This window comes from Pseudomonas sp. LG1E9, from assembly GCF_003290225.1.
Lineage (GTDB): Bacteria > Pseudomonadota > Gammaproteobacteria > Pseudomonadales > Pseudomonadaceae > Aquipseudomonas > Aquipseudomonas cyclaminis.
The window spans coordinates 4,677,676-4,701,433 of sequence record NZ_CP029983.1 but is presented as its reverse complement, the minus strand read 5'-3'; the positions used below and the strand labels follow the sequence as shown (position 1 = coordinate 4,701,433).

General features: G+C 54.0%; 24 protein-coding genes and 3 pseudogenes. 17 read left to right on the top strand and 10 right to left on the bottom strand.

Going from position 1 to position 23,758, the window contains the following annotated elements; genetic code table 11:
* Nucleotides 1-98: 98 nt before the first annotated feature.
* From DNK50_RS21400 to DNK50_RS21390, 3 genes and pseudogenes are all read left to right on the top strand, one after another.
* The gene (locus tag DNK50_RS21400; RefSeq protein WP_112196166.1) at nucleotides 99-794 is read left to right on the top strand and encodes a DsbA family oxidoreductase; all 696 of its coding nucleotides are present in this window, start codon (nucleotides 99-101) and stop codon (nucleotides 792-794) included.
* A 136-nt stretch (nucleotides 795-930) separates the two neighbouring features.
* Nucleotides 931-2,471 (top strand): annotated as a pseudogene (locus DNK50_RS21395) (methyl-accepting chemotaxis protein); the annotation flags it as partial.
* Nucleotides 2,472-2,931: 460 nt separating this feature from the next.
* A complete protein-coding gene (locus tag DNK50_RS21390; RefSeq protein WP_112196165.1) occupies nucleotides 2,932-3,891 on the top strand; it encodes a hypothetical protein in 960 nt (319 codons plus the stop codon).
* A gap of 354 nt (nucleotides 3,892-4,245) precedes the next feature.
* On the opposite strand, the pseudogene DNK50_RS21385 reads toward DNK50_RS21390, so the two are convergent.
* Nucleotides 4,246-4,831, bottom strand: a pseudogene (locus DNK50_RS21385) (di-heme oxidoredictase family protein); the annotation flags it as partial.
* Between the two features lie 386 nt (nucleotides 4,832-5,217).
* Between DNK50_RS21385 and DNK50_RS21380 the strand changes: the two are divergent.
* The 8 genes from DNK50_RS21380 (at nucleotide 5,218) to DNK50_RS21345 (ending at nucleotide 10,699) form a co-directional block, all read left to right on the top strand.
* On the top strand, nucleotides 5,218-5,601 hold the full coding sequence (locus DNK50_RS21380; protein ID WP_029290944.1) for a DUF2946 domain-containing protein: 384 nt from the start codon (nucleotides 5,218-5,220) through the stop codon (nucleotides 5,599-5,601).
* A gap of 209 nt (nucleotides 5,602-5,810) precedes the next feature.
* Entirely contained in the window at nucleotides 5,811-6,194 is a 384-nt protein-coding gene (locus DNK50_RS21375) for a DUF2946 family protein (protein ID WP_228391169.1), read from the top strand.
* A 212-nt stretch (nucleotides 6,195-6,406) separates the two neighbouring features.
* Nucleotides 6,407-6,988, top strand: a complete 582-nt coding sequence (locus DNK50_RS21370; RefSeq protein WP_029290948.1) for a putative natural product biosynthesis protein — start codon at nucleotides 6,407-6,409, stop codon at nucleotides 6,986-6,988.
* 386 nt (nucleotides 6,989-7,374) lie between these two features.
* Complete coding sequence (gene cydP, locus DNK50_RS21365) at nucleotides 7,375-7,557, top strand: cytochrome oxidase putative small subunit CydP (protein WP_162633390.1); 183 nt, start codon at nucleotides 7,375-7,377, stop codon at nucleotides 7,555-7,557.
* Nucleotides 7,554-9,128, top strand: coding sequence for a cytochrome ubiquinol oxidase subunit I (locus DNK50_RS21360; protein ID WP_112196162.1), 1,575 nt, complete (start codon nucleotides 7,554-7,556; stop codon nucleotides 9,126-9,128). Before cydP ends, DNK50_RS21360 begins: the two co-directional genes overlap by 4 nt.
* Nucleotides 9,129-9,138: 10 nt before the next feature.
* Nucleotides 9,139-10,281, top strand: a complete 1,143-nt coding sequence (gene cydB, locus DNK50_RS21355; RefSeq protein ID WP_112196161.1) for a cytochrome d ubiquinol oxidase subunit II — start codon at nucleotides 9,139-9,141, stop codon at nucleotides 10,279-10,281.
* A 21-nt stretch (nucleotides 10,282-10,302) separates the two neighbouring features.
* Nucleotides 10,303-10,419 (top strand): cytochrome bd-I oxidase subunit CydX, encoded by a 117-nt coding sequence (gene cydX / locus DNK50_RS21350; protein ID WP_112196160.1) that lies wholly within the window; start codon nucleotides 10,303-10,305, stop codon nucleotides 10,417-10,419.
* Nucleotides 10,412-10,699 carry a cyd operon YbgE family protein gene (locus tag DNK50_RS21345; RefSeq protein WP_112196159.1) on the top strand — a complete coding sequence of 96 codons (288 nt, stop codon included), beginning with the start codon at nucleotides 10,412-10,414 and terminating at the stop codon, nucleotides 10,697-10,699. The genes cydX and DNK50_RS21345 overlap by 8 nt, the downstream gene beginning before the upstream one ends.
* A gap of 163 nt (nucleotides 10,700-10,862) precedes the next feature.
* Here the strand turns inward: DNK50_RS21345 and DNK50_RS21340 are convergent.
* From DNK50_RS21340 to DNK50_RS21325, 4 genes and pseudogenes are all read right to left on the bottom strand, one after another.
* Nucleotides 10,863-11,281: pseudogene (locus tag DNK50_RS21340) on the bottom strand (DUF6691 family protein).
* A 2-nt stretch (nucleotides 11,282-11,283) separates the two neighbouring features.
* Complete coding sequence (locus tag DNK50_RS21335; RefSeq protein WP_112196158.1) at nucleotides 11,284-11,718, bottom strand: YeeE/YedE family protein; 435 nt, start codon at nucleotides 11,716-11,718, stop codon at nucleotides 11,284-11,286.
* A 300-nt stretch (nucleotides 11,719-12,018) separates the two neighbouring features.
* Nucleotides 12,019-12,564: a cysteine hydrolase family protein gene (locus tag DNK50_RS21330; protein WP_112196157.1), complete on the bottom strand. Its 546-nt coding sequence runs from the start codon at nucleotides 12,562-12,564 to the stop codon at nucleotides 12,019-12,021.
* A gap of 101 nt (nucleotides 12,565-12,665) precedes the next feature.
* On the bottom strand, nucleotides 12,666-13,556 hold the full coding sequence (locus DNK50_RS21325; RefSeq protein ID WP_112196156.1) for an MBL fold metallo-hydrolase: 891 nt from the start codon (nucleotides 13,554-13,556) through the stop codon (nucleotides 12,666-12,668).
* Between the two features lie 236 nt (nucleotides 13,557-13,792).
* On the opposite strand from DNK50_RS21325, the gene DNK50_RS21320 reads away from it, so the two are divergent.
* The gene (locus DNK50_RS21320) at nucleotides 13,793-14,782 is read left to right on the top strand and encodes a GlxA family transcriptional regulator (RefSeq protein ID WP_112196155.1); all 990 of its coding nucleotides are present in this window, start codon (nucleotides 13,793-13,795) and stop codon (nucleotides 14,780-14,782) included.
* A gap of 12 nt (nucleotides 14,783-14,794) precedes the next feature.
* Here the strand turns inward: DNK50_RS21320 and DNK50_RS21315 are convergent, their stop codons facing one another.
* The 3 genes from DNK50_RS21315 to DNK50_RS21305 form a co-directional block, all read right to left on the bottom strand.
* Nucleotides 14,795-15,757, bottom strand: a complete 963-nt coding sequence (locus DNK50_RS21315) for a GlxA family transcriptional regulator (protein WP_112196154.1) — start codon at nucleotides 15,755-15,757, stop codon at nucleotides 14,795-14,797.
* A 544-nt stretch (nucleotides 15,758-16,301) separates the two neighbouring features.
* Nucleotides 16,302-18,353: a TonB-dependent receptor gene (locus DNK50_RS21310; protein ID WP_228391168.1), complete on the bottom strand. Its 2,052-nt coding sequence runs from the start codon at nucleotides 18,351-18,353 to the stop codon at nucleotides 16,302-16,304.
* A 222-nt stretch (nucleotides 18,354-18,575) separates the two neighbouring features.
* On the bottom strand, nucleotides 18,576-18,863 hold the full coding sequence (locus tag DNK50_RS21305; RefSeq protein ID WP_081041712.1) for a cytochrome c5 family protein: 288 nt from the start codon (nucleotides 18,861-18,863) through the stop codon (nucleotides 18,576-18,578).
* Between the two features lie 527 nt (nucleotides 18,864-19,390).
* On the opposite strand from DNK50_RS21305, the gene DNK50_RS29280 reads away from it, so the two are divergent.
* The 5 genes from DNK50_RS29280 to DNK50_RS29260 all read left to right on the top strand — a co-directional run bounded on the left by DNK50_RS29280 (nucleotide 19,391) and on the right by DNK50_RS29260 (nucleotide 22,156).
* Nucleotides 19,391-20,632, top strand: a complete 1,242-nt coding sequence (locus DNK50_RS29280; protein WP_256595337.1) for a TonB-dependent siderophore receptor — start codon at nucleotides 19,391-19,393, stop codon at nucleotides 20,630-20,632.
* A gap of 38 nt (nucleotides 20,633-20,670) precedes the next feature.
* Entirely contained in the window at nucleotides 20,671-20,856 is a 186-nt protein-coding gene (locus DNK50_RS29275; RefSeq protein ID WP_256595336.1) for a TonB-dependent receptor domain-containing protein, read from the top strand.
* A gap of 41 nt (nucleotides 20,857-20,897) precedes the next feature.
* Nucleotides 20,898-21,338 (top strand): TonB-dependent receptor domain-containing protein, encoded by a 441-nt coding sequence (locus DNK50_RS29270; RefSeq protein WP_256595335.1) that lies wholly within the window; start codon nucleotides 20,898-20,900, stop codon nucleotides 21,336-21,338.
* 84 nt (nucleotides 21,339-21,422) lie between these two features.
* Nucleotides 21,423-21,671, top strand: a complete 249-nt coding sequence (locus tag DNK50_RS29265; RefSeq protein WP_232246106.1) for a hypothetical protein — start codon at nucleotides 21,423-21,425, stop codon at nucleotides 21,669-21,671.
* A gap of 35 nt (nucleotides 21,672-21,706) precedes the next feature.
* Nucleotides 21,707-22,156 carry a DJ-1/PfpI family protein gene (locus DNK50_RS29260; protein WP_232246105.1) on the top strand — a complete coding sequence of 150 codons (450 nt, stop codon included), beginning with the start codon at nucleotides 21,707-21,709 and terminating at the stop codon, nucleotides 22,154-22,156.
* A 137-nt stretch (nucleotides 22,157-22,293) separates the two neighbouring features.
* On the opposite strand, the gene DNK50_RS21290 is transcribed toward DNK50_RS29260, so the two are convergent.
* On the bottom strand, nucleotides 22,294-22,893 hold the full coding sequence (locus tag DNK50_RS21290; RefSeq protein ID WP_112196152.1) for an FMN-dependent NADH-azoreductase: 600 nt from the start codon (nucleotides 22,891-22,893) through the stop codon (nucleotides 22,294-22,296).
* Nucleotides 22,894-23,250: 357 nt separating this feature from the next.
* The gene (locus DNK50_RS21285; protein ID WP_112196151.1) at nucleotides 23,251-23,685 is read right to left on the bottom strand and encodes a helix-turn-helix domain-containing protein; all 435 of its coding nucleotides are present in this window, start codon (nucleotides 23,683-23,685) and stop codon (nucleotides 23,251-23,253) included.
* Between the last annotated feature and the right edge of the window lie 73 nt (nucleotides 23,686-23,758).

Here is a 23,758-nt window from a genome sequence, read left to right as displayed (position 1 = left end):
TTGGAATATGAGACGGCGATTATTTAAAAGGACAGTCGCTTTCAGACTTCTTGCGTCAGCGGCGCAGTTTTTTGCGTCCTATTAACACAGAGTGATTTATGCGCAGTAATCCGAAAGAATTTGTAGTTGATATTTGGTCTGACTACGTTTGCCCGTGGTGTTGGGTCGCTAAGCGTCGTTTTGAAAGTGCACTTGAGAGCTTCCCTTACAAAGACAGTGTTCGAGTTAATATTAGAGCGTACCGTCTTGCCCCTAATCATGCTCCTGAGCCTATGATAGACGCTCTCAAGCGTAAATTGGGCAGTCCAACCTCTGCTGTAAACATGATGAATACAGTGCAGCAATATGGCCAGTCTTTTGGGCTTGATTACTGTTTTGAAACCATGTTGTTTGGCGATACTGCAGATGCGCACATATTGGTCAAAGCGGTTGATGATGGGGAGGTAAAGAATAGCTTGGTAGAAGCGCTCTATCAGCAAAGCACCACGCGAGGCAAGTCTCTATTTAATCGAGATAGCTTAGAGTCCATAGCAAAATCCGCAGGGGTATCTGACGAGTCGATTCGATTCGCCTGGTCATCCACGCAGTTGAGACTGCTGGTGCAAGAAGACGAGCGTTCAGTCGCCCAAACCGGTTCGGGTGTTCCATTTTTTGTATTCAACAAGGAGTTTTCTATGTCGGGTGCTCAGCGTTCTGAGGATTTCCTCGAAGCACTGAATAAAATGTATTTTGGAAAAAAAGGTGAGGAGCAACTCCTCACTGGCCAAGCTTGCGGTATTGATGGACGTAGTTGACGGCGACCGGCTGCTCTCAGCCCAGGGTGTGGGGAGGGATGCGGTCGCTAATTGTTTCCAGATGTGGCTAAAGTTTCCTGCGGCGGGTCGATAGCTACGGTACCACGTCGGTCATCTGCCAAATCTGGAAGCTCTTATGCGCCTTGGAAACCTCAATCTCGCTCCACGGGCTGCCCTGTTTTTTCGCGCTGATCATCGGGCTTGTTTTCGTTCTCGGTGCAGTCGCCGTGGTGCAGATGGATAAACTGCGAGATATCGAAAAGGATGTTGAACTCAACTGGATGGTCAGCATTCGCCAGACGGCCATGATGAATTCAGGTGCGCTTCGGCTAAGGCTTGAGACCCAGCGCGCGCTTGCCGACCCGCAAAGTGTCCAGAGAACCATTGAGAGTTTCCCTGGTTACCGTAAGACATTTACCGACGCCGTTGCGGATTACGAGTCCTTTGTTGCGAATGAGCAGGATCGCAAGCTGTACACAGCCGTTAGAGCCAGCGCTGATGCGTACTCCAAACAGTTGGATCTTTTGGAGCCCATGATGAGGGCTGGCGAGATATCTTCAGCGATCAGCCTTGTTAAGTACCGGCATTCGTCCACTGACGAATCAGATGGAAGCACAGATCAACGAACTTGCTGATTTCAATAATCAGGGTGCAGCTCAGGCAGGAGATATGGCGACCAACATTTACTCCTCAGGAATGTGGCTGATTTTTGGGATCATTGCCGGTGTGTTCGTGCTGACAATCGGCTTGGCAACGCTTCTGACAAAAAGCATTACCTCACCCATAAGCGACGCGCTGTCCGTTGCCGAGCGGATCGCCGGTAGCGACCTGTCTAAAGAAGTCAGGGTGAGCGGTACGGATGAAGCAGGCCGACTGCTCAAAGCGCTTGCGCAAATGCAGCAGAATCTTCGCAGTACGATCGTGCAGATTTCCGATTCATCCACGCAGCTGGCTTCAGCTGCTGAGGAAATGACAGCGGTTACCGAAGAATCGAGCCGCGGCCTGGTTTCTCAGAACGACGAAGTCAACCAAGCCGCTACGGCGGTGACGGAAATGAGTGCGGCCGTCGACGAGGTTGCGCGTAACGCAGAATCTGCCTCAGAAGAGTCAAAACGCACACAGGGCTTCACCCAGGCCGGGCTTGAACGCGTAGCTCAGACCCTGAAAGCCATTCAGCGACTGAATGGTAACGTTGAAAATACCAGCGAACAAATCCAGGGCTTGTCGGATCGGGCACAGAGTATCTCCAAAGTGGTCGAGGTGATTCGGGCCATTGCCGAACAGACCAATCTGCTGGCGTTGAATGCCGCAATCGAGGCAGCGCGAGCAGGTGAGCAGGGGCGCGGGTTTGCCGTGGTGGCTGACGAGGTGAGGGCGCTGGCTCACCGAACTCAGGTGTCGACTCAGGAAATCGAGCAGATGATCGCGGCCATTCAGAACGATTCCGAGCAAGCCGTGCAAGCGATGAATACCAGCCGGGATTTGGCGACCCAGTCGCTCGATGTCGCACAGGAAGCCAGCAGCTCACTGGACCAGATTGCCAATGCAATCACGCAGATCAATGAACGTAATCTGCTGATCGCAACGGCCTCAGAAGAGCAATCTCATGTGGTGCGCGAAGTGGACCAAAACCTCCTGCGCATTCGCGATCTCGCGTCGCAAAGTTCTGCGGGCGCGAGCCAGACCGCCAGCGCTTGTGGCGAAATGTCGAAGCTGGCCATCAATCTCAACATGCTGGTGAATCGTTTCGTGGCCCAACCGTTTTCAGCACAGATCACAGACCTGGGTTGGGGCTGGATGGACTGCCAGTCCCTTCCTACCCCCAATCTTGCCGAGTCATTCCCACGTCTAATTATGAAGGGCTGCTGAATTGTCGCGGCACGATCTTGGCGCCGCATTTTTTTGCGGCGATGTCGAGGTAATGATCGCGGGTGGCCAGGGGAGTATGAGCAACGCGCCTTATCTGCGTCGGGGGCGCTCGAGCTCGCCTGCGTTCACACCACGCGCAATTACGCGAGACCGTGCTGCACGGATGCCGTCTTACAATGCGACACGGACATGTTGAAGCACGGTTGCCGTTCTGAACTGAGGCGGCTTTGCAGGGTCTGCCGTTGCACGCCACGCAAAGGTAAACCCTATGACCACCCTCGACGCCGACCGTCAGCGCCTGGAACGATACGACGCCCAGGCTGACCAGTACCTGCTTGCGACCATCACCGATGAATACTACGCCTCACAGGTCGAGTTGGACGACGGCCAGATCGCCTGGCGCTCCACGTTGCGGCATGACCGCCTGTACCGCGTTGTAGACAACGCGGGTCACGTGCATTATCACTTCGAAGAGATCTCGCCAGAGCAGGATGGCGAATTCCAGTTGGTCAGTTTGATAGCCGAAGGCGGGCGGGGCGCAGAGTTCTCCGAATTGGTGATGTTCGGCAAGCGCCTGCTGACGTTCGACGACCGCACCGGCCTGGTGTGCGAGATCCGTGAGCAAAACCAACTGATCCCTCGACAGATCCTCATGACCGGCAGCGGTGATGAACGCTTCAAGGGCTTCAAGAGCGAGTGGGCCACGCTATGGGGGGATCGTCTGGTCGTCGGCAGCCACGGCAAACGCCCTGAAGAGGAATGGGTCAAGGTGGTCTCTCGCGATTGTGGCGTGCAGAGCATCGACTGGCAGGATCGCTACGCAATGATCCGCGAGGCATTGGGTGTCGGCGAGCATGGGTATGTGATTCATGAGGCCGCGGAATGGCATCCCTATCGACGCCAGTGGTTGTTCTTCCCGCGCAAGGTCTCTAGCGAGCCTTTCGACGAGTGCATCGACGGACGCGAGCGGGGCAGTAATAAGCTGGTGATCGCCAGCGAGGATTTCAGCGACATTCAGGTGCTGGAAATCGGCAAGTGCGTGCCCGAAAGCGGCATTTCCTCGTTCAAACTGGTCCCCGGCCACCCGGACGAGTGCATCGGCCTCAAGAGTGTGGAAATTGGCGACCGTACCGAGAGCTACCTGTTCTGCTTCAACCTCGACGGCCAGATCCTCACGGACGATCTGTTCATCGGGAATTGCAAGTGCGAGGGGGTAGAGTTCCTCTAGCCACAACGCTCGCTAGAGGCCGCATGTAGGCGTTTCAACCTGCTCCGGTGCGCTGCTGGCTGGCCTTCGCTCGGCGCGACTCAATCCGTTTGGCGTACAGCGTGCCGGCCATGGTAGTACCGGAACCCTGTCTTAATGTGGCCTGTTTGGCCGATCCGCATTTCGTAAAAGCTTAGAAGCCTTCTTTGCTGCCGTGCCGGTTGGTCAGTGGCGCCTCGCAGACTCGACCATGGGATACTCACCTTCGGCTTCATCCCCCCGTGATTGGAAGCATTAACTACGGTTATTTCAGTGCTAAAAAAATGCTGAAATTAAAATTTCTGTTTATATAAGCATCTGAAAATAAAGGGAAATTATGAGGGTTTTTCCCGTCATCGGTGGGGCGATGCGGGCTGAGAGTTGGGTCTCTGGATGCATCGGGCCATAGCCGAGCGAGTCGATGTGCATGTCTGGTTTACGCAGGCTAATCGGGCTGCGGTCGGAAAAAACCATGGGGATCTCGGTGTATTCGACCCGCACGCTACCTTCAGGCAAGTAGCCTGCTATCGCAGGCATCCTGCAGTTGCCCGCCGTAGGTGGGCTCTGGCACCACGCCACCACGCTGTAACTGGTAGGCGTCCGTGGCGCTGGGCTTGATCGAGAGCCGGACCAACATCGATACCGCGGGGCCGTTGGCACCGGTCGGTGGGTGGCCGCGTCCATCCTAGATGTGGCAGCTCTAACAGGTGTCGGTATTGAACAGCGGGCCCAGGCCGTCACGTGCGTTCTGTTGCGTGGACGCAACCTTCCAGGGATTGCGGAAAAAGCCGTTACCGACAAAAAAATCCATTCGCCTAAGGGGCGACAGGTTGGCAGAGGGCATGGAAAACCCATTACTATCTGTTTTGGCAACACTGGTCGAACCGCCAGAGAGCTTTTCACCAGGCTCCGGGGTGGCGAACTCCTCTCACGGCTGGCAGCCGCTTAGGGCGATCCACAATGCACACGCCAGCAGGCCACCGCTGGAGGCACGCCAGGGTTTTTGAGTGGTTGGCGAAGCTGTTGGGAAAGTATGCCAAAGATGCCTTTTGAGCATTGCTTAAGACCGGGCCGCAGGAGGGGCCGTAAGTCTAACGACGCTATTTATTCTTAATAACCTGCGACATTCTGGCACACCTGTAATGTGCCGCTCGCGAGCGTTGGCTCTGTTGTCGGGGTGTGGCAGGTTGTCGCAGGATGGGTTCCCCTGATAGGGCGCCGCCCCTGATGGCCGATGCTTTGTGTAGCAGTTTACGCGACCCTAATCGCGCTTCAATCCACGTGCTGTTCGGTGTTAGAGTCGCCGCCATGAAACTGACCCGCTCAGACCGCTCGCTCATTGCATGGACGTTATATTTTTGCGTCCTGTTCAATGTGTTCGCCTGCGGGTTGGCTCATGGGCAGATGATGGGCCTGGAGCTCAATGGTGTAGGCGGGCAGTTCTGCTCGTCCCTAGGCAGCCCTGCACCGGCATCGAAAACGGATCTCACCGATCTGTCCGTCAGTGGTTGGTCAGGTAGTTTTTCCTGTCCGATCTGCTCGGCCGTGACCTTAAGCATTGCCTTGCTGTTTTGTCTTGGCTGGTTACTGCGCATTGGCCAAGTACGCCGGCCTGACCGCGAACAACGCTGCAAAGCCCCCCCTCGTTATTCCTGGCCCTCTGCCAACCCTCGTGCATCCCCTCTGATCTGACCTATGTAAACGGTTAGCTGTAATTAGCTAAACACCGCTTGTTTGCTGCCGCCCGTTTTTTACTCTTGCTATGCAGGTGTGAGCGGGCAGTCGCTATTCAATAGTGATTATTCAGAGCGTTGCCGTATGCCTTTCTTGTGTTGCCTGCTGACAGTGCGCCTTGGCGCAATGTGTTATATGAGCGGGCTGGCCTGATGCGCTGGGGTGGAATGAGTCGCGCCAGCCATCAGAATGCCTGGGTCGCAGCGTTCTTGGCGATTGTACTCAAACTCATGGCGCTGCCGATGGCCAGCGCCTTTGGCACTCTGAGCCTGGAGCAGTTGCTGACGGGCAGCTTTTGCTCGTCGGGTGGAGTGCAGCAAGTCTCGCTCACGCTGGAAAAAAAAGAGCCATCGCTCTCCGCCAAGGCGGATCAAGCCCATTGCTGTTGCTCCCAGTCCGTCGGTGCAGTACCGATTCCGGCGCAAGCGCTCGCGGTGCCAGAATTTATCGCCGCGTTCGTGTTGCGGCCGACCGAACCCTTGCGCTGGCTATCGCCCCGAAGCCGCTGGCCATCGATCAACCCTAGAGCCTCTCCAGTACCTTACGTATGACCGCGTTTATCTAAGCCCTCTCTTGCCGGTGGTAGCGCAGGCATCGTCGATGCATTCCGGGGGCTCCACGGTTAAAGGTGACATTGGAGAAGCACAAAAATGGCTCATGTATGTGAAAGTCTGAATCGCCTGTTAATGCCAGGTTTTGCAGCGCCTGATGACTTAAAACGCAATTCGACACGAACAGCGAAACCGATTAGCTGGAGGTCGCTATGCGCGTGCTAGCCGTTCCATCCGGTGTGTCTCGATTGCTTAGCAAATCTTCGCGGCTACGCACTCAGGGCGAGCTTTTACTGCCCTTTCCGGATTACCCCGGCAACGCGCGCAGCTTTGTGCACCTCGATACCAGGCTGCTGCCTTACTGGCATACCTTGTTCGATGTGTGCCCGGGCTTACTCAAGCTCGATCCGCCCGACGGCCTGAATATATTTCGCGGTTTCATGACCTGGGCCTATCGCAATCACCCACCGCTGAACTGGACCTATTACTTGAGCGTGTGTCGCTGGCTGCTGGGCTCCAAGTATCAGGCACGGATTAATGAGGAGCATATCGAGGCCTTTATGAGTGCTGCCGCGGCACGCTGGGTCAACAGCGATGACAGCCAGGCACGAGGGTTGGTACTGGCCTGGCAAGACTCGCCTGAGAGGGTGTTCGATTGGAAGTTGGCGCCGCGTCTTGTGGCCGGGTATGAATCTGATCTGGAGGAGCTTCCGCCAGTACCTTGGGACTTTGCCTGGTGCCCTTTAACCGGAAAAGGCGGTGTCGGGTTTCGCCGGTGGTTGCCGATTCCGTGATGGAACGTACCCTGGGAATCCGTCCGCCGAGACTGGTGATCTGCGACAAAACACCACGTCTGATCAGGCCTTTATACAAGCGCCGCCAGGCGCGTGGATCGGACCGAAGAGAGAGGTTTGTGCGTCCGTTTGTCGCAGTTGTTGCCTGCAGGCTGCCCACATAAAGTGTGCGGGCTTTGAGCGGAGGCAGACACTTCCACGGTAGCTTGAGGCTTCGCAATTTGACCAGTGCACGTTCTGGTTGCTCCGCCCTCTGCCCAGGGGGCTTTTTTTTTTCTGAAAAACCAGGTCATCACTCCAGGGTTAACCCTGGCTCTTATGAAATGACCGGCTTGCCTTGTGCGCATCACAAGGGCAGGTGATTGGGTCCAGCAGACAGGGGATACATGATGTTCAAGGATTCACTGAGCAAGGAAATCACCGTCATCTTGGTGATCAAGCTGTTCATAATTTTACTCATCAAGTTCATCTGGTTTGCGCACCCCACACTTCCAGCCCTCGATACCCAACCCATCGTTGACCGTGTGTTGGGCTCTGGTGAAAAACCATCTGAAGGAGAGCCTAGATGATCTCGGAAAGCGTTGTTGATCTATCGCGCTTGCAATTTGCAATGACCGCGCTCTATCACTTTCTATTTGTGCCGCTGACGCTGGGGTTATCAGTGATCCTGGCAATTATGGAGTCGGTCTACGTAATGACCGGAAAAGAAGTCTACAAAGACATGGTTAAGTTCTGGGGCAAGTTGTTTGGTATCAACTTTGCCCTCGGCGTGACCACTGGCCTGACTATGGAGTTTCAGTTCGGCACTAACTGGGCGTATTACTCACATTACGTCGGGGATATTTTCGGAGCGCCACTCGCTATTGAGGGCTTGATGGCGTTCTTTCTCGAGTCGACGTTTATCGGCTTGTTTTTCTTCGGCTGGGATCGGCTGTCGCGACGTCAACACCTGGCGGTAACTTGGTTGGTGGCACTGGGCTCAAATCTATCGGCGTTGTGGATTCTGATTGCCAACGGTTGGATGCAAAACCCAGTGGGGGCCGAATTCAACATTGAAACCATGCGCATGGAGTTAGTGAGTTTCAGCGCACTGCTGTTCAACCCTGTGGCCCAGGTCAAGTTTGTACACACCGTGGCTTCGGGTTATGTCACGGGCGCTGTGTTCGTGTTGGCCATCTCTAGCTTTTATTTGCTGAAAAAGCGCGATCAGGGTTTTGCCCGGCGTTCATTTGCAATTGCATCGGCGTTTGGCCTAGCGGCTATTGCATCGGTGATAGTGCTCGGCGATGAGTCTGGTTACGAGATCGGTGATGTGCAAAAAACCAAGCTGGCGGCCATTGAAGCCGAATGGCACACCGAACCTGCACCGGCAGCGTTCACCTTGTTCGGGCTACCCAACCGCGAAACCATGCAAACAGACTACGCGGTAAAAGTACCGTATCTGTTGGGGCTCATTGCTACCCGCTCGCTGGATAAACAGGTCACCGGTATCAGCGATTTGTTGGTGCAGCACGAGGTGCGGATTCGTAACGGCATGATCGCTTACCGATTGTTGGAACAAGTTCGTGGTGGCGACAAGTCAGCAACCACCTTGGCTGCGTTTGACGCGGTCAAGCAGGACCTGGGTTACGGCCTGCTGCTGAAGAAATACACCACCCGTGTGGTGGATGCCAATGCTGAACAGATTCGGCAGGCAGCGCAGGACACCATCCCTAATGTGTTCAGCCTGTTCTGGAGTTTTCGCCTGATGGTTCTCTCTGGCGTGCTGATGCTGGGCCTGTTTGTCTGCGCGTTCTGGGCTTCGGCGCGCAAAAACGAAGAGCGCAAACCCTGGTTGCTGAAGTGGGCCCTGTGGAGTCTGCCGCTGCCATGGGTAGCGACTCAGACCGGCTGGTTTGTGGCTGAGCACGGTCGGCAACCCTGGTCGATTGCCGAAGTGCTGCCGACCCATTTGTCCGCCTCCAGCGTGCCCAGTTCGGATGTCTGGGGCTCGCTGCTGGCGCTGGTGGCGTTCTACAGCGTGCTGCTGGTTATCGAAATGTATCTGATGATCAAGTTTGCCCGGCTTGGCCCAAGTAGTTTGCACACGGGGCGCTACCACTTTGAACAGACGCTGATCCCACAGCCTGCCCACGCTTGAGGAAATAAGCATGTTTGATTACGAAACACTGAAGCTGATCTGGTGGGTACTGATAGGCGTGCTGCTGATCGGCTTTGCCCTCACCGACGGTTTTGATCTGGGCGCTGCCGCACTCATGCCCTATGTGGGCAGGAGCGACGACGAGCGGCGCGTAATTATCAATACCATTGCACCGCATTGGGATGGCAACCAGGTGTGGTTCGTCACGGCAGGCGGGGCGTTGTTCGCCGCTTGGCCCATGGTGTACGCCACCGCATTTTCTGGTTTTTACTGGGCGTTGCTGTTGGTGTTGTTCGCTCTTTTCGTACGGCCCGTGGGGTTCGATTACCGCAGCAAGCTACAAAACCCCCGCTGGCGCGCCTGTTGGGATTGGGCCCTGTGTACAGGGGCGATCGTGCCTTCGCTGGTGTTCGGCGTGGCGTTTGGCAACCTGTTTCTGGGGGTGCCGTTTCACTTCGATGGCGACTTGCGGTTAACGTTCCAAGGCAATTTCTGGCATTTACTCAGCCCCTTTGCGTTGCTCTGCGGAGTGGTCAGCCTGAGCATGTTGTGCCTGCATGGCGGTACTTGGTTGATGATGCGTACCGAGGAGGCTTTGGCGCAGCGGGCCCGACGGGCCGTGCAATGGGTGTTGCTGGTTTATGTGGCGAGCTTTATCGCGGCCGGCATCTGGCTAGCTGTTGGCAATATTGAGGGGTTTGCCATTCGCTCAGCGCTTGATCCGGGAGCGGTTCTCAATCCCCTGGGGAAAACCGTTGAACAGAGCAATCATGGTTGGTTGGTCAATTATTCGCGGTATCCGTTGACTCAACTGGCGCCTGTTATTTCTTTGCTGGGCGCTGCGTTGGCCTTTGTTGCCGCGGCGGCGCGTCGTTCCGGGCTTGCCTTTCTCGGCTCCGCCCTGGTAGTGGTCGGCACCCTGTGCACCGCCGGTTTTGCCCTGTTCCCGTTTATCCTGCCGTCCAGCCTGGATCTAACTTCGAGCCTGACGGTATGGGATGCGGTGTCGAGTCAAAAAACACTGGGCATCATGTTGGTGGCCGCGAGCATTTTTGTGCCCTTGATCCTCTGCTACACGCTGTGGGGTTACTTCAAAATGTGGGGCACCCTCAACGCTGATGACATCAAAGCCAATGAACATGGCCTTTACTGAGCCGCAGAGGAGACGACTGTTATGTGGTATTTCGCTTGGATTCTCGGTGTATTGCTGGCCTGCAGCGCGGGAATCATCAGCGCATTGTGGTTGGAAAACTACATGGACTTGGACGCGGAGCCCGAGGCCGATGCCTGACCTGAACGGATGGACACAGCATGGCGCCTGCCGGGTTGTGTCCTTGGCGCTGGCGGCGCCGATGGGGCTGTTACTGCTGATTCATCCGGGCTCTATGGTCGGGCCCGATGGGCGTTACAGCCATGGCGTGCTTATGCTGCTGATGCTGGGGATTTGCACGGGGTTTGTGCACGGCGTAGGTTTCAGCGTCACGTCGCATTGGGCGCGCTGGCTGACCTATCCGCTACTAAGTTGGTTCTTGTTGGTCGGGGGCTACCTGATGCTGCTGCAGGTGCAATAGCTGACCGCAGCTTCCTGCCTAAACCGCCTCACACGCCTGTCCGGGGTTAATCTGCAACCGTAGGGCAGGTCTTCAGGTGAGTAGGGTAGGTGGCGTTAATGGCCCCAAATCTGGGTCGATTCAGTCAGTTGCTCCGAGAGTGGTTTTCATGCGGATATCTCGATCAATGGATAGGCTTGGCCTCCAGAGTGGTAAACAACAACATTCCGGCCAGCATCGCCAACATGAACACGATTGCTTGCCAGCGGCCTGCCAGAAGTATGACCATCGCAGGGCCAGGGCAAATGCCTGCCAATCCCCGCCCGTGCCAAACAGCAGGTTGCCGCCAATCAAGCGCGGGTCCAACTTACGTTCGGTTGGTAACTGTATTGTTCTTCCCAGCAACGAACGAAATTGTTGGCGTGCCCAGGTAAACGGGCCTATGGCGACGGCAATCGCACCTATCATGACTAGCCCCAGTGAGGGGTCCCAGGCGCCAGACAAATCCAGGAATGCCAGTACTTTTCCTGGGTTGACCATGCCAGCCAAAAGCAGGCCAACGCCGAACAGCAGGCCAGCGATGAAGGAAGATACTTTGATCATGTTCATCCCTCCAGCACATGACGCAGGACGTACACCGTCATGAAGCCGCTGAGCATGAAACACGCAGTGGCAACCATTGAGCGCGGCGAAAGGCGCGATATACCGCAGACTCCATGTCCACTCGTACATCCTGAACCATACCGTGTTCCCATCCCGACCAATACGCCGGCGACGGTGAGTTCGAACCCTCCACCTTGGAACTCGATTAGTGGCAACGTGACAAACAGGCCCCATAGCAGTGGCGCGGCGAGCAGGCCAAAAAGAAACAATGCCTTCTCACTCTTTCCTTCGCTATGACGTTGCAGAAGGCTGCCAATCAGACCGCTGATGCCTGCGATCCGCCCATTGGCGACCGCCCACAGGCCGGCTGCCAGGCCAATCAAAGCGCCGCCGGCAAGGGATGACCAAGGTGTGAAGTGAACCCAGTCAATTGTCACTAGGTTGTTCCGCGCAAGACTGTTGATGCGGGTTTTGGAGCCTTATTAGGGCAGCAGGGTTGCTGATGCGAGGTATGCTCCCACTCGCGCAGACAAAACTGGTACAGGACGATCAAACGATCCGGATTGGTGAAGACCTTTCAAGAATCGGCTGGTGGTATAAAAAACAAGCGCCCCGAAGCAGTAGGGGCGCCTGTTCGGCTCACTCTCGGTGCGTTATCACACCTTCTGCCTAAGGCCCTTGGCGATGTGTCTAATCGCCTGAACATTCAGATGAAGCACAAACTGAGTCTCATGAGCTTATGCCGAGAGGTACTCGTCTACCGCTTTAACGGTGGCGTAGCCGAACTCAAATGCTGCCATCATCGTCGCATGCGCATAAGCTGCGGGCACGGTCACGCCGCCAAAGGTAAGATCCAGGGTGGCGCAAGCGTCATGCAGTACGGTTACTGGATAGCCCATGTCTGCTGCAGCGCGTACCACCGCGTCGATGCACATGTGGCTCATTGCACCTATGACGACGATTTCTTGGACATTCAAAGTATCCAACTGCTGTTTGAGATCAGTATCTCTGAATGCGTTGATGTGTTTTTTTACAATCACGGGTTCTTGAGCATCAGAGGCGACAGCTGCCTGAGTTTCTGCTCCAGTAGTTCCCTTGGCGAAGAATGGAGCCCCCTCATCATCGGATTCATGCCGTATGTGAAAAACTGGAATACCTTCATTTCGCGCGTGACTGATCACCCGGCTAGCATTCGCCACAGCCGCTTCGATGCCGGTCAAAGGCAATTTGCCAGTGGGCAGGTATTCGTTTTGCAGATCAACTACTACAAGACCTTGTTTCATGATCGATCTCCAATTAACTTATCAAAGTGATGCTGTCCTGAAGGCTGAAACGGCTTTTGGGTCAGCAGGCTGTCTTCTGCCATGGCGCAGCGGGGTTTGAATCAGAATTCCAGTGAGGCGCCGTCTTCTGGAATATCGACGCGAGTCTCTATACCTTGCTTCTTGACATAGGTGCGCAACTCTTCACGTGTCAGGGACATGTGATTGACTGCGTCCATGTGTACCGCGACGATTTTCGCGTTTTTCGCGGCCTGTGAAGCGCGTAGAACGTCTTCCTCACCCATGATGATTGCACCCTCGAACCCGTCCACTTTTGCTTTCCCTGCGTTGAGCACGATGACTTCAGGGTGATATTTCTCAATGGTCTGGTCTACTTCTTTACGCCAAATAGTGTCACCGGCAAGGTAGAGGGTCTTGTAGCCTGGAGCCTGAAACACAACGCCCATGGCTTCGCCCAGAAGCTTTGCGAGCGGGGGCGCAGCATACATTTCGTCTGTGCCATGCTGACCACCGGCTTTGGTGATTTTGACGCCACCGAATTCAGCTTCATCCGTCAGCACGTGCACATTTTTAAAACCTTGGGAGCGAATCAGCTGCGCATCCTTTTCGTGCTGAGTGAACAAAGGGATGTCTTTAGGTAGCGCTTTTTGTGCGGCATCGTCCCAATGGTCAAGATGGGTGTGAGTGACGATGACTGCGTCGACCCCTGCGATCACTTTAGTGGGCGACTCAGTTAGATCGACCAGGGGATTACGCAGGTTGCTACGGTAAGTATTTTCAAACCCTGGGTAGGTTCCCTTTTCGGCCAGCATCGGGTCGATCAGGAAGGTCGTGCCGCCGTAGGAGATTTTCACCGTTGCGTTACGAACTTGCTGCAAGTCTACTTTATGGGAGGCGTCCGCTGCGTTGGGGGTGTTTGAACCAGCACATGCTGATGTGGCTGCCATAGTGCAAGCAATGCTAAGGGCAAAAGGAAGAGTTCTAAATTTCATCGGATTAATCCATCTGATAGATCGAGGACTCTATTCTTGCCGAATGCTCTGGGGCCTGACAGTGGCCTGAATGACATATTTCGATATAATTGGGCCAAGCGACCAGGGGTTTTAAGGGATGTGGAGGAGGGTGATGTATGCCTTTCTTCGATGAGAGTTCGTACGCCTGAGCGATCGACCATAATCCCAGTAGGCGATAGATATGAGCCAAAACAGGGCTAATCCGAGGTTGCCTGATGCCATCCATACGCGTTGCTGTTCTAGCTTTTAACGGCGTAAGCCTGTTCCACCTTTCTGTGCCGGGTGTGGTGCTGGGTGCGGTTCAATCCGCACCAAGTGAACCTCAATACGAGGTCAGTTACTGCGCAGAAGTACCGGGAATGGTGAATAGCGACCAAGGCATCGGGCTTGCGGTAACTCAAGGTCTGGAGCTGATGGAGGTGTCTGACGTAATCATCATTCCCGCGTGGGGCGATCAATCGGTCGCTGCATCTGCACGACTCGTGAGCGCTTTGCAAGTCGCCAATGCCCAAGGCAAGCTCATCGTTGGCTTATGTTTAGGCGCATTTGTGCTCGGAGATGCCGGGCTACTTGATGGGAAAGAAGCAACCACTCACTGGTCGGCTCGTGATGAGTTCGCGCGACGTTTTCCTGAGGTTCGCTTCAGGCCCGAGGTGCTCTATGTCAGCGCCGACAATATTATGACCTCTGCAGGAACCGTGGCGGCAATCGATTGTTGCCTGCATCTGATCCGCCAACGACTCGGTGCGGATGTGGCGAATCGCACCGCGAAGGTGCTGGTGACCCCTCCACATAGGCAGGGAGGCCAGGCGCAGTACGTTGAGCGTCCTGTGCCGCAGCTGTCCAGCGAGACTCATTTATCTGAAGTACTGGCGTGGGCTCGAATGAACCTGAGCAATGACCTGTCGCTCGACGTGCTGGCGGACATGGCGAAAATGAGTAGACGCACGTTTACTCGGCGCTTCAGGGAAGCAACTGGCAGTACCGTCACAAAATGGTTGAACGCAGAGCGCGTTGTCAGAGCACAAGAACTGCTGGAAACGACGGACTTACCTATCGAATGTGTTGCCGATGAGGCAGGTTTTGGAACGCCCTTATCGCTAAGGCAGCAGTTCGGCATTAATCTCGGTACGTCACCTTCTGAGTATCGACGAACGTTTTTTCGCGAAATGAATCCGGGTCGGGAGGTGAACACGAGTAAATGAGGTATCGACTGCTTATCGTTGTGAGTTAAACCGTGCACGATATTCCTTGGGGGTAACAGCGAATTTTTTTATGAAACTCCTTATGAAAGTCGACTCATTGCCCAGTCCGCAGCTTTGGGCTACTTTTTTGAGCGGGCTGTTGGATGTGGCGAGTAAATGCCGTGCGGCTTCCAGGCGGAGCAGTTCAACCGTCTTGCTGGGAGTTTTCCCAGTGTTTTCACTGTATTTGCGTGTGAATGTTCTCTCGCTCATGTTCATGAAATTCGCTAGCGCAGGAATTGACAGGTCAGCATTAAGGTTGTTGTTTATCCAAGCGTGAAGATCTGAAAACTGGCTACTTTTTGATTGCAACGTCAAGGATGAACTGAATTGATTTTGATCTCCAGGACGCTTTAAAAATACTATCAGATGACGTGCGATTTCCAGTGCAGCAGAGTGTCCGAGGTCTTCTTCAACTATTGACAGCGCCAAGTCAATTCCAGAAGTGACACCGGCCGACGTCCATATGTTTCCATCATTAATAAATATAGGGCCGCGCCTGATCTTAATTAAGGGGAAGTTATGCTCAAGCTCATCATATGAAGACCAATGTGTAGTGGCTTCTCGATCATCTAGCTTTCCGGCAGCCGCTAGTGCGAACACCCCCGTACAAACTGAAACCAAGCGGGTAGCTTTGTCAGCATGGTTTACAAAATGTGAAAAAAACTTCGGATCCTTGCAAAACTTATGAATGCCGGGCCCGCCGGGCACGATCAAGGTATGCGCTGATAGCGTTTCCGGTTGTAACGTTTCGGCGCTAACTGAAAAGCTTGAAAGAATTTCATTAGTCGGGTTTAACGCATGAATAGAGATCGAATACGGCTTCTGATCAGGGGGCGAAAGATGATTAGCTGCGATAAACACATCCAATGGGCCAGCCAAATCCAATAGGCTTACCTGAGGGTACGTAATAAATTGTATGGATTTAGCAAGCATATTCGATTATCCCTAAAGACCATTGGCTGAGATTCTGATCATTTTGGCTGAAATCGTCAATGTTTTGTCGTTTCGTATTTAGCATTTCGGTTATCTTACTTTCTTAAACTCATAGCGAGTAGCGCAAGTCAGAATGTTCAGTATTGGCTTAGGTGCAAGTGCTGCCTCAGTAGAATTTTTTATGGGCCTTGCCGTCTTTTCTGCTCTCATGTATGGAGTTGACGTTATGTCAGGTCTTATAAGAAACGTGATGGAATTCGAAACCAGAATGGACCTTTTTCTTAAGGCTGAAATATCGGTATTGCTCAGCTTGATAGAGTACCAATCTCGTGGTTGTGCAAGATGTTAGTTGAGAAAGGCTGAGGGATTCAATGGCTGGATGGTTGAGTGCAATTGGTCGGATGAAGAATCAATGCGCACTCATTTTCAATCGGCGCCATCGCAAGACTTGATATGGGTTATAGCGTGCAGATCGCGCAGCATTAGATTTCAGTCATGGTTGGCGCTGTTGCCGGGGCCTATCAAGCCCCGGCAGGTGGTTTAATCAAAAATCCACGCTAACGCCTGTATATACCGCACGCCCATCACCTGGTGAGTGGAGAGAGGCTCGAGCTCCGTCCGGGTCGTACCAGGCATATTCGTAGTAACGGTTGGTGAGGTTTTTCAATTGCAGGTCAACGCTAACGGCCTCAGTCACTTGGTACGTAGCGCCGAGGTTCATCAGAACATAGCCGCCGTAAGTACCCTTGGTGTTCTCACGTTCCAGGTAATAGCTGGTCTGGCCGTTCATCCATGCCGTCAACTGCAGCGCCGGGGTAACCTTGTGGCTCACACCTGCGCTGTACAGATGATGTGGGATATGGTCGATTTCCTGGCCTTTACTGTTGGGCAGAGACGAGCTTGGCTGGAGTATTTTCGAATACTGCCAGGAGTAGGCCAGCCAGATATCTGTGCGCTCATCTGGGCGTAGGTTCAACTGCAGGTCATAACCCCAGCGCCGGGTTTCGCCGACGTTATCCGACTCGCCACTGGGGTCGTTTAGGCGCCGACTGACTTCACCGCTCGCTTCTTGTTGCCAGTAGGCTACACGGCCGTCGACCCAGTCCGCCGGTGTGAACTTAATTCCCGTTTCCCAACCTTCGTTGATGGACGGTGCAAGGTCCGTATCCCTCGGTGGAATCTTATAGGCCGCAGCACCGGTACCCACCTGGAACGTGCGCCCCCAGTTTGCGTAGATGCTGGCCACGTCCCACGGGGAATACACCACGCTGAGCTTGGGTTGTTTGATTAACCCATAGTCATTGATGTCGTAGTCTAGGCCAGTCATTTCATTGGTGAAATCGCCCTGGATCTTGTCGACGCGATACGCCGGGATGATTTTGAGCGATTCAAACGGTTTGATCTCTGCCTGGACGTAAGCACCGTAGGTGTCGAAATCAAATTGCTGGTCACGGGTTTGAGCTTGGCGTGCGCGGTCCTTGGTTCGGTAACGTTCGCTTTGGTTTTGTTGGCGTTGGATGTCTGCGCCACCTTCCAAAGCGAAGTTGTACAGCCAGCTCACTTCGGGGCGCCAAGTCAGGGAGGTGAGAGCGCCATATTGGGTTTCGTAAGCGTCACGCTCCTGTTGAGAACTGGTGCGCCAGTATTGCGTCCAGCGCCGGTCATCAAAGGTGTTGAGGTAGGTTTTTGCAGACCAAGCGAGTGTCTCGGACACTTCGGTATCGAAGTGCACGCTGACCTGGTTCATCCGCCGAGTGCCTTTGTCGGTGGCGTTATAGCTGTTGGTCATGGATGGGTGGTGGCGAGCATCCTCTTCACTGAGATAACCAGGCTCCTGCGCCTCGGTTTCATAGTGACGCGCGATCAGGCCGATGCGATAGCTGTTGTCGTCCGGGGTATAGAACCATTTTCCGGACATCGAAAATTTGTCAGCCTCGGAGTGATCGCGGTAACCGCCGGATTTTTGGTAGGCGAAGAAGTAGTTCTGTGTCCAGTTGCTGCTTTCGATGCCGGCGGCGAGCTGAGTTTCCCGCGTGTTGTAGCTGCCATAGCGAATTCGCGCCTTGCGGTAATCACCCCCTGTACGTGTGAGCATATTGACATTGCCGGCGATATTGTTAAGGCCATAGCGGGCATCGCTGGTACCGCGTACCACCTCGATACTGTCCAGCTCCATCGGAAAAATCATGTCCATAAACGGCATATTGCCGTCATTGCTGTTGCTGGGAATGCCATCGATCAACAACTTGACCGCGTTAACTTCGCCTTCACCATTAAAACCGCGAAAGGAAATTTTGCCCGAGGTGGTGCCTTGATTGAATTCGGTGAGCATCACCCCGGGAGCCCGACTGAACAGTTCCCAGCTGTAGTTGACCGGCATTTTTTCCAGCATGTCCGCGCCAAGAATATCCACTGAGCTGAGCACACTGCTGGTGCTCAGCGGACCACTGCCCGCGCTGTTGCCCTGCACTGTCACGGTGCCCAGGGTCAGTATCGAGTCTTCTGATTTTTTGGCTTCAGCCAATGCTGAGGGCAATGGATTGAGGGCGAAAAGACTAACTGACAGTAGGGGCCATATAGAGATAGAGCGGGACATGGGTTTACGCTTTGCGCTAGGCAAAATTAGGGGAGAAGGCATGACATACATTTCCTGAAACCGAAACACTTTAAGGACGTTTAACCAGCCACCCCAGTTACGTGAGATTTTCGTTAGCTCACGTACAAGGCAACTCGCTTATTAGAATGCTTTTAGGTATTAAGAATTATTGTGTTCAAGACTAAGTTAAATATAGTTCAAAAAAGTCTGCCAAGTGGATAACTATTTTGACATCCAGTTAATCACGGCTTGATAATCTTCCGCGCTGCAATCCATGCAAAGGCCACGAGGCGGCATAGCACCAAAGCCTTCTGTTACGTGTTTCACAAGTGTGTCCATGCCTTTATCCAAGCGTGGTTTCCAGGCAGTCTGATCGCCTTTTTTCGGAGCCATGGCTAATTGGCCACTGTGGCACATCATACAACTACGCTTGAATACGGCTTCGGGCTCCTGAGCGGCTTCTAAAGAACCAAGTAGGAAAAAACAGGCAGCAGCGATATTTTTTTTCATGATTCACCTATTATTTTGTATGTTTAGGTGTTGGCGGAACTAGCAAAATTTATTCATGACACCATTTCCCGAGTAGCATAATGAGCTGGCAGCTAGGCACCAAGTGCGACAGTTTGACGCAGCTTGTGGATAGAGGCGGGCGACCATCTTCAAATAAAAGCTGCAAGTGTGAGGGCGGTAGGCTGCGCTTATCCGGGCAAGCGTATGTGCGTGTCAAACTGTCGCAGTTTCGGCGTTGGAACTCAGGCTATAGAGTCTGGTCGTCTGCCTCTGGACGCCCCAATGACCGAAAAGACGCCTCTCATGACCAGCCCGTTAGGTTTCATTTGCCGTCACCCTCTGCGACACATGCCGCCTGCCTTGCCGTAGGTTTTTGCTTGCATAACAGCGCCTACGCGCAACCTGACGCAGTATGTGATCCTTCGCTTCGGTCGCGGAGCTGGACCTTTGAGTCGATCAACGTTTCCGGTAATGAGGAAAGCTATACCACGCCAAGTTCTGCTTCGGCCACGCGGACCGAAACTCCCTTGATCGAAGTTCCGCAATCGGTGCAAGTCGTTACTCGTGCGATGCTCATGGAGCAGGGCAGTCATTCGCTTGCCGACGCACTGGTAGACGTTTCGGATGTAAGAGCAACCAAGCCTCAAGAAGCACTTTTCACGCAGCCAATCGTGCGCGGTTTTCCGGCGGAGATTTACATGAATGGGCTGCCGGCTTTCGGCGGCACGGCGGCGAGCATCGATCCAACCAGCCTCATCGGCACCGAGCGTATCGAGGTGCTCAAAGGCCCAACATCAGCTTTTTATGTTGGTGGCATCGGCGCGACGTTGGGAAGCTTGATCAACGTGATTTCGAAACGTCCCGAGGCCGCGCCAAGTGCGTTTGTTTCGATGCGCACCGGCAGCTTCGGCACGGTAAACCCTTCGCTGGATCTCAACACACCTATTGGCGACAAGGTCGCGGCGCGGATAGCAGCCGACTATCAGGGAAACGACAGCTGGATTGATCACGTCAATGCCCATCAGTGGTCGGTACAACCCAGCATCGCGTTCCAACTCACGCCAGAGACTGAACTATTACTGCGTGGCCAGTACGAGGATCGCAGCCAGCTCGAATTTTCCGGACTGCCAGCCGCCCAGGCATTGAGTGGTCAGATTGATCGCAACGCGTTCCCACGCTCGACCAGAGGGCTGCCTCACACTACCATCGAGAATCGAACCACCACCGCCGAACTCAAGCATGAGCCTAGCGACGACACGCGAATGACCGTCACCGCCCAGTATAACGAAGGCAAAATGCGCGACAACGGTGCCTTCATATTTCCTGAGCTTCTTGGGGCGAATCCTGCGACACCCACGGTGTACCCAATATTCAAGCTTTACCTGCCAACAAAAATCCGGGAGAGCGTGCTGGATACCAACCTGGGCTCCAGATTCGAAGCGTTGGGTGGCACCCACGAACTGTTGGTGGGCGCCAGCTATGACCGTACCGACTTCACCTCAGGTGTTTCCAATGCCGAGCTAATCGGCGAGCTTGACCTGGCCAGTCCCATTTATGGGCTTTCTTACGGCGCGACGCCAGAAGCGATTGTGACCCAGACCAACCGCTACGAGACGAAAGCCCTCTATCTTAAGGATCAGGCGACCTATGGCCGCTTCCACCTGTTAGGGTCATTGCGTCTCACCCAGCTCAACCTTAAGCAACAAGAGCAGGGCGTTGATACCTCCTATCACCGTGTGACACCACGGCTGGAATCACCTATGACCTGACCCAAAGCCTTGCACGCTATGCCGCATATTCCACCGGTTTGAGGGGGGCGTTCAACTTCAACGGCCGGGAGACACCTAAGCCTGAGCTTTCTCGCAATTATGAGGCTGGCGTCAAACTGGCCTTCAAAGATCTTGGCCTAACCGGCACTCTCGCAGCGTTCGAGCAGAGACGCCGCAACGTTTCCACCCCTTATCCCGATCCTACAAACACGATCTTGGGGTAGTACAGAGCGGTGAGCAACGCGCTCGCGGAATAGAAGCAGACATGGTCTGGGAGCCGATTCCGGCTCTTTCACTGCTGGCCAACTACGCCTACACCCAGGCTGAAGTGACAGACGACAATTCGATTCTGGTCGGTGACGGATTGCCGCGCGTTTCTCGACACAGCGGTCGGCTCGCAGCGCGCTATCGGATACTTGATGGCGCCGCAAAGGGGCTGGGATTTGGTGCCGGCGTCACTGCGCTCAGCGCACGGAAGCTAATTCTGGCGAATACAGTCTCTGTCCCGGAGTACGCGCTGTTTGATGCACAGGCTTCCTACGATTTCGACCGTTACACGCTCTCCGTCTCGGCAGTCAATCTGACGGGTCGAAAGGTCTTTGAGACTTATCAATACCTTGGATCCCCAGTGGTATTGCCGACCCAACCACGCTCAGCTTATTTGACGCTGACCGCCAGTTTTTTAGGAATTCATCATGATCGATAATCAACGTCGCAACCTAGTCATCGGTGCGCTCCTTGCACCCCTGGCCGCAAGCATCACCCCAGAGCGTCGGCTGCCGAAAAGCCCATGCATGACGACAAGATGCCTGATATGGGCCCCGACATGGCTAATGTGCCATGGATGGAAGAAGAGCAAATCGCAATGCTGGTTTATTTAGGCATGACGGAGATGGATCTTGTCGGGCCGCACTGCATGCTTGGTTCGCTCATGGGGGCCAAGATCTACATTGTCGCTAAATCTCTGGATCCAGTAACCAGTGATGCAGGATTAACGGTTATACCGACAGACACTTCGACACATGTCCTCGCTACCTGACTGTGTTGTTCACTCCAGGCGGCACGGATGGCACCTTGGCAGCGGCTTCTGATGCTGAAACACTGGTCTTCATGGCTGATCGTGGTTCACGTGCGAAATACGTGACCAGTGTCTGCTCTGGTTCGTTGATCCTTGGTGCTCCGGGGCTACTAAAGGGCTTTAAGGCAACTTCGCACTGGTCGTGCCGGGATGCTCTGGCCGGGTTTGGTGCAATTCCAACCGAAGCGCGTGTTGTACGCGACCGTAACAGGATTACGGGCGCTGGGGTGACGGCAGAGCTGGATTTTGGTCTGAGCATGGTTGCTGAGCTGCGCGATCAGACCTATGCCGAGTGTGCTCAACTGATGAGCGAATATGACCTAGATCCTCCGTTCAACGCGGGTTCTATGAAAACTGCTCCAGCGTATGTAAAGACTGCCATGGTTGACCTGGTTGCAGATTTCACGAAAAAAGCGGGTGTACTCGCGGGCCTCACGAAGGGCTGAAGTCCACAGACTCAAAGCGCTCCATCGCATGGGTGCGCCGTCGGCGTTCATTTCACAGCATGTGTTTCGCGACGAGTCGGTACTTCAGTAAGCTTCCACGCGCAGACCAACTGGAGTTGGATTCCGGACGTAAAGGCTCAAACAATTCGTGCCAGCAATGTCGTGGCGTGCCTGATACCTTTTTCACGGAAAATACTGCCGAGGTTGAGCCCTTCGGCATGGATAAAGGTGATGTCATGTATCCCAATAAACAACAGGATCTGACGTAGGTACGGCTCTTGGTGATCCGAACTGTCATCAGCATGAATTCCGCCTCGGGCAGTTAGGACGAAGGCGCGCTTGCCGATTAATAAACCTTGAGGGCGTGCGGGAGTGTATTTGAACGTCACGCCAGCACGGATCACATGGTCTAGCCAAGCTTTAAGCGTGCTGGGGATAGTGAAGTTATACATCGGTGAGGCTATAACTAACACGTCGGCGGCCATGAGTTCGTTGGTCAGTTCGTTGGATCGTTCCAAGCAGATCTGCTCTTTTTCGCTGCGCTGTTCGGCAGGCTTCATCCAGCCACCGATCAAGTTTGCGTCCATATGGGGTATAGAATTAAGGGCCACGTCACGAATAATGATCTGATCCGTTGGATGGGCAGTTTGCCACTGGTTGATAAATTGTTGGGTCAGTTGGCGAGAAATCGACCCCTGTTGGCGGGCGCTGCTTTCGATGATTAGAACACAGGACATGATTTTTGTTCTCTATCGGCTTGAGTCGATATGGTCGAGATTAGTCGTTTCCACATCCTATAAAAGCGCAAAAAACGGCTGTTAATTATCTAGAAATTCGTTTGACAGTTGTCCAGGCTGAGCGGATCCAAGAGCCATTCACCTGGCGATTAACGACCTGTTGCCCAAGAGCTCGGCAAGAATGCTAGCGCGACACCACCCAGTACGACCCCGGATATTATCAATAGGTGCGTAAGCGTCTGCCGAACACATCTTGCACCAGCCCGTTTGGTGTAGACGGACGCTCGAAACACCCTGTCGAGACTATCGCGCTATTCGGTTTCAATGGCAGCTTGCTCCCCTATGCTCTTGACTAGTCTAGGAGCAGCAACCAGAGCGAGCCCCAGCAGCGGGTTCGAACAGTGACTCAATAATCGTACAGTCTGGAGTGTTCGAGCCTAGGCATGTTGACTCACACGTGCCTGCCATTGAGAGCAGCTCTATCCGGATCTGCTGGAGCTTAGCTACCTTAGATTCCACTTCTGCCAAGTGCTTCTTGACCACCGACAACGCATCAGCACACGGACGATCAGCATCTGCCGCGAGCGCAATGAGTTCGCGGATATCGTCGAGTGGAAAGCCCAGTTCACGATTCTGCCTGATGAAGATGAGTCGTGACCGATGCTTTTCGGTATAGATTCGATGCCGCCCTGTCGACCGTAAGGCCGGAGGGAGAAGGCCTATTTTCTCGTAGTAGCGAATCGTTTCAATGTGGCAACCCGTTGATTTCGACAGCGCTCCGATACCCCACATGCAAACTCCCCAAGCATTTTCTTGAACCTGTAGTAGCTACAGATATTAACCTGCTCAATCGAAAAATGATTTC

What these genes read in the sequence shown, in the direction of transcription:
- DNK50_RS21400 (WP_112196166.1), top strand. Translation starts at nt 99, where the DNA reads ATGCGCAGTAATCCGAAAGAATTTGTAGTTGATATTTGGTCTGACTAC.
- DNK50_RS21390 (WP_112196165.1), top strand. Translation starts at nt 2,932, where the DNA reads ATGACCACCCTCGACGCCGACCGTCAGCGCCTGGAACGATACGACGCC.
- DNK50_RS21380 (WP_029290944.1), top strand. Translation starts at nt 5,218, where the DNA reads ATGAAACTGACCCGCTCAGACCGCTCGCTCATTGCATGGACGTTATAT.
- DNK50_RS21375 (WP_228391169.1), top strand. Translation starts at nt 5,811, where the DNA reads ATGAGTCGCGCCAGCCATCAGAATGCCTGGGTCGCAGCGTTCTTGGCG.
- DNK50_RS21370 (WP_029290948.1), top strand. Translation starts at nt 6,407, where the DNA reads ATGCGCGTGCTAGCCGTTCCATCCGGTGTGTCTCGATTGCTTAGCAAA.
- cydP (WP_162633390.1), top strand. Translation starts at nt 7,375, where the DNA reads ATGATGTTCAAGGATTCACTGAGCAAGGAAATCACCGTCATCTTGGTG.
- DNK50_RS21360 (WP_112196162.1), top strand. Translation starts at nt 7,554, where the DNA reads ATGATCTCGGAAAGCGTTGTTGATCTATCGCGCTTGCAATTTGCAATG.
- cydB (WP_112196161.1), top strand. Translation starts at nt 9,139, where the DNA reads ATGTTTGATTACGAAACACTGAAGCTGATCTGGTGGGTACTGATAGGC.
- cydX (WP_112196160.1), top strand. Translation starts at nt 10,303, where the DNA reads ATGTGGTATTTCGCTTGGATTCTCGGTGTATTGCTGGCCTGCAGCGCG.
- DNK50_RS21345 (WP_112196159.1), top strand. Translation starts at nt 10,412, where the DNA reads ATGCCTGACCTGAACGGATGGACACAGCATGGCGCCTGCCGGGTTGTG.
- DNK50_RS21330 (WP_112196157.1), bottom strand. Translation starts at nt 12,564, where the DNA reads ATGAAACAAGGTCTTGTAGTAGTTGATCTGCAAAACGAATACCTGCCC.
- DNK50_RS21325 (WP_112196156.1), bottom strand. Translation starts at nt 13,556, where the DNA reads ATGAAATTTAGAACTCTTCCTTTTGCCCTTAGCATTGCTTGCACTATG.
- DNK50_RS21320 (WP_112196155.1), top strand. Translation starts at nt 13,793, where the DNA reads ATGCCATCCATACGCGTTGCTGTTCTAGCTTTTAACGGCGTAAGCCTG.
- DNK50_RS21315 (WP_112196154.1), bottom strand. Translation starts at nt 15,757, where the DNA reads ATGCTTGCTAAATCCATACAATTTATTACGTACCCTCAGGTAAGCCTA.
- DNK50_RS21310 (WP_228391168.1), bottom strand. Translation starts at nt 18,353, where the DNA reads ATGTCCCGCTCTATCTCTATATGGCCCCTACTGTCAGTTAGTCTTTTC.
- DNK50_RS21305 (WP_081041712.1), bottom strand. Translation starts at nt 18,863, where the DNA reads ATGAAAAAAAATATCGCTGCTGCCTGTTTTTTCCTACTTGGTTCTTTA.
- DNK50_RS29270 (WP_256595335.1), top strand. Translation starts at nt 20,898, where the DNA reads ATGGTCTGGGAGCCGATTCCGGCTCTTTCACTGCTGGCCAACTACGCC.
- DNK50_RS29265 (WP_232246106.1), top strand. Translation starts at nt 21,423, where the DNA reads ATGCATGACGACAAGATGCCTGATATGGGCCCCGACATGGCTAATGTG.
- DNK50_RS21290 (WP_112196152.1), bottom strand. Translation starts at nt 22,893, where the DNA reads ATGTCCTGTGTTCTAATCATCGAAAGCAGCGCCCGCCAACAGGGGTCG.
- DNK50_RS21285 (WP_112196151.1), bottom strand. Translation starts at nt 23,685, where the DNA reads ATGTGGGGTATCGGAGCGCTGTCGAAATCAACGGGTTGCCACATTGAA.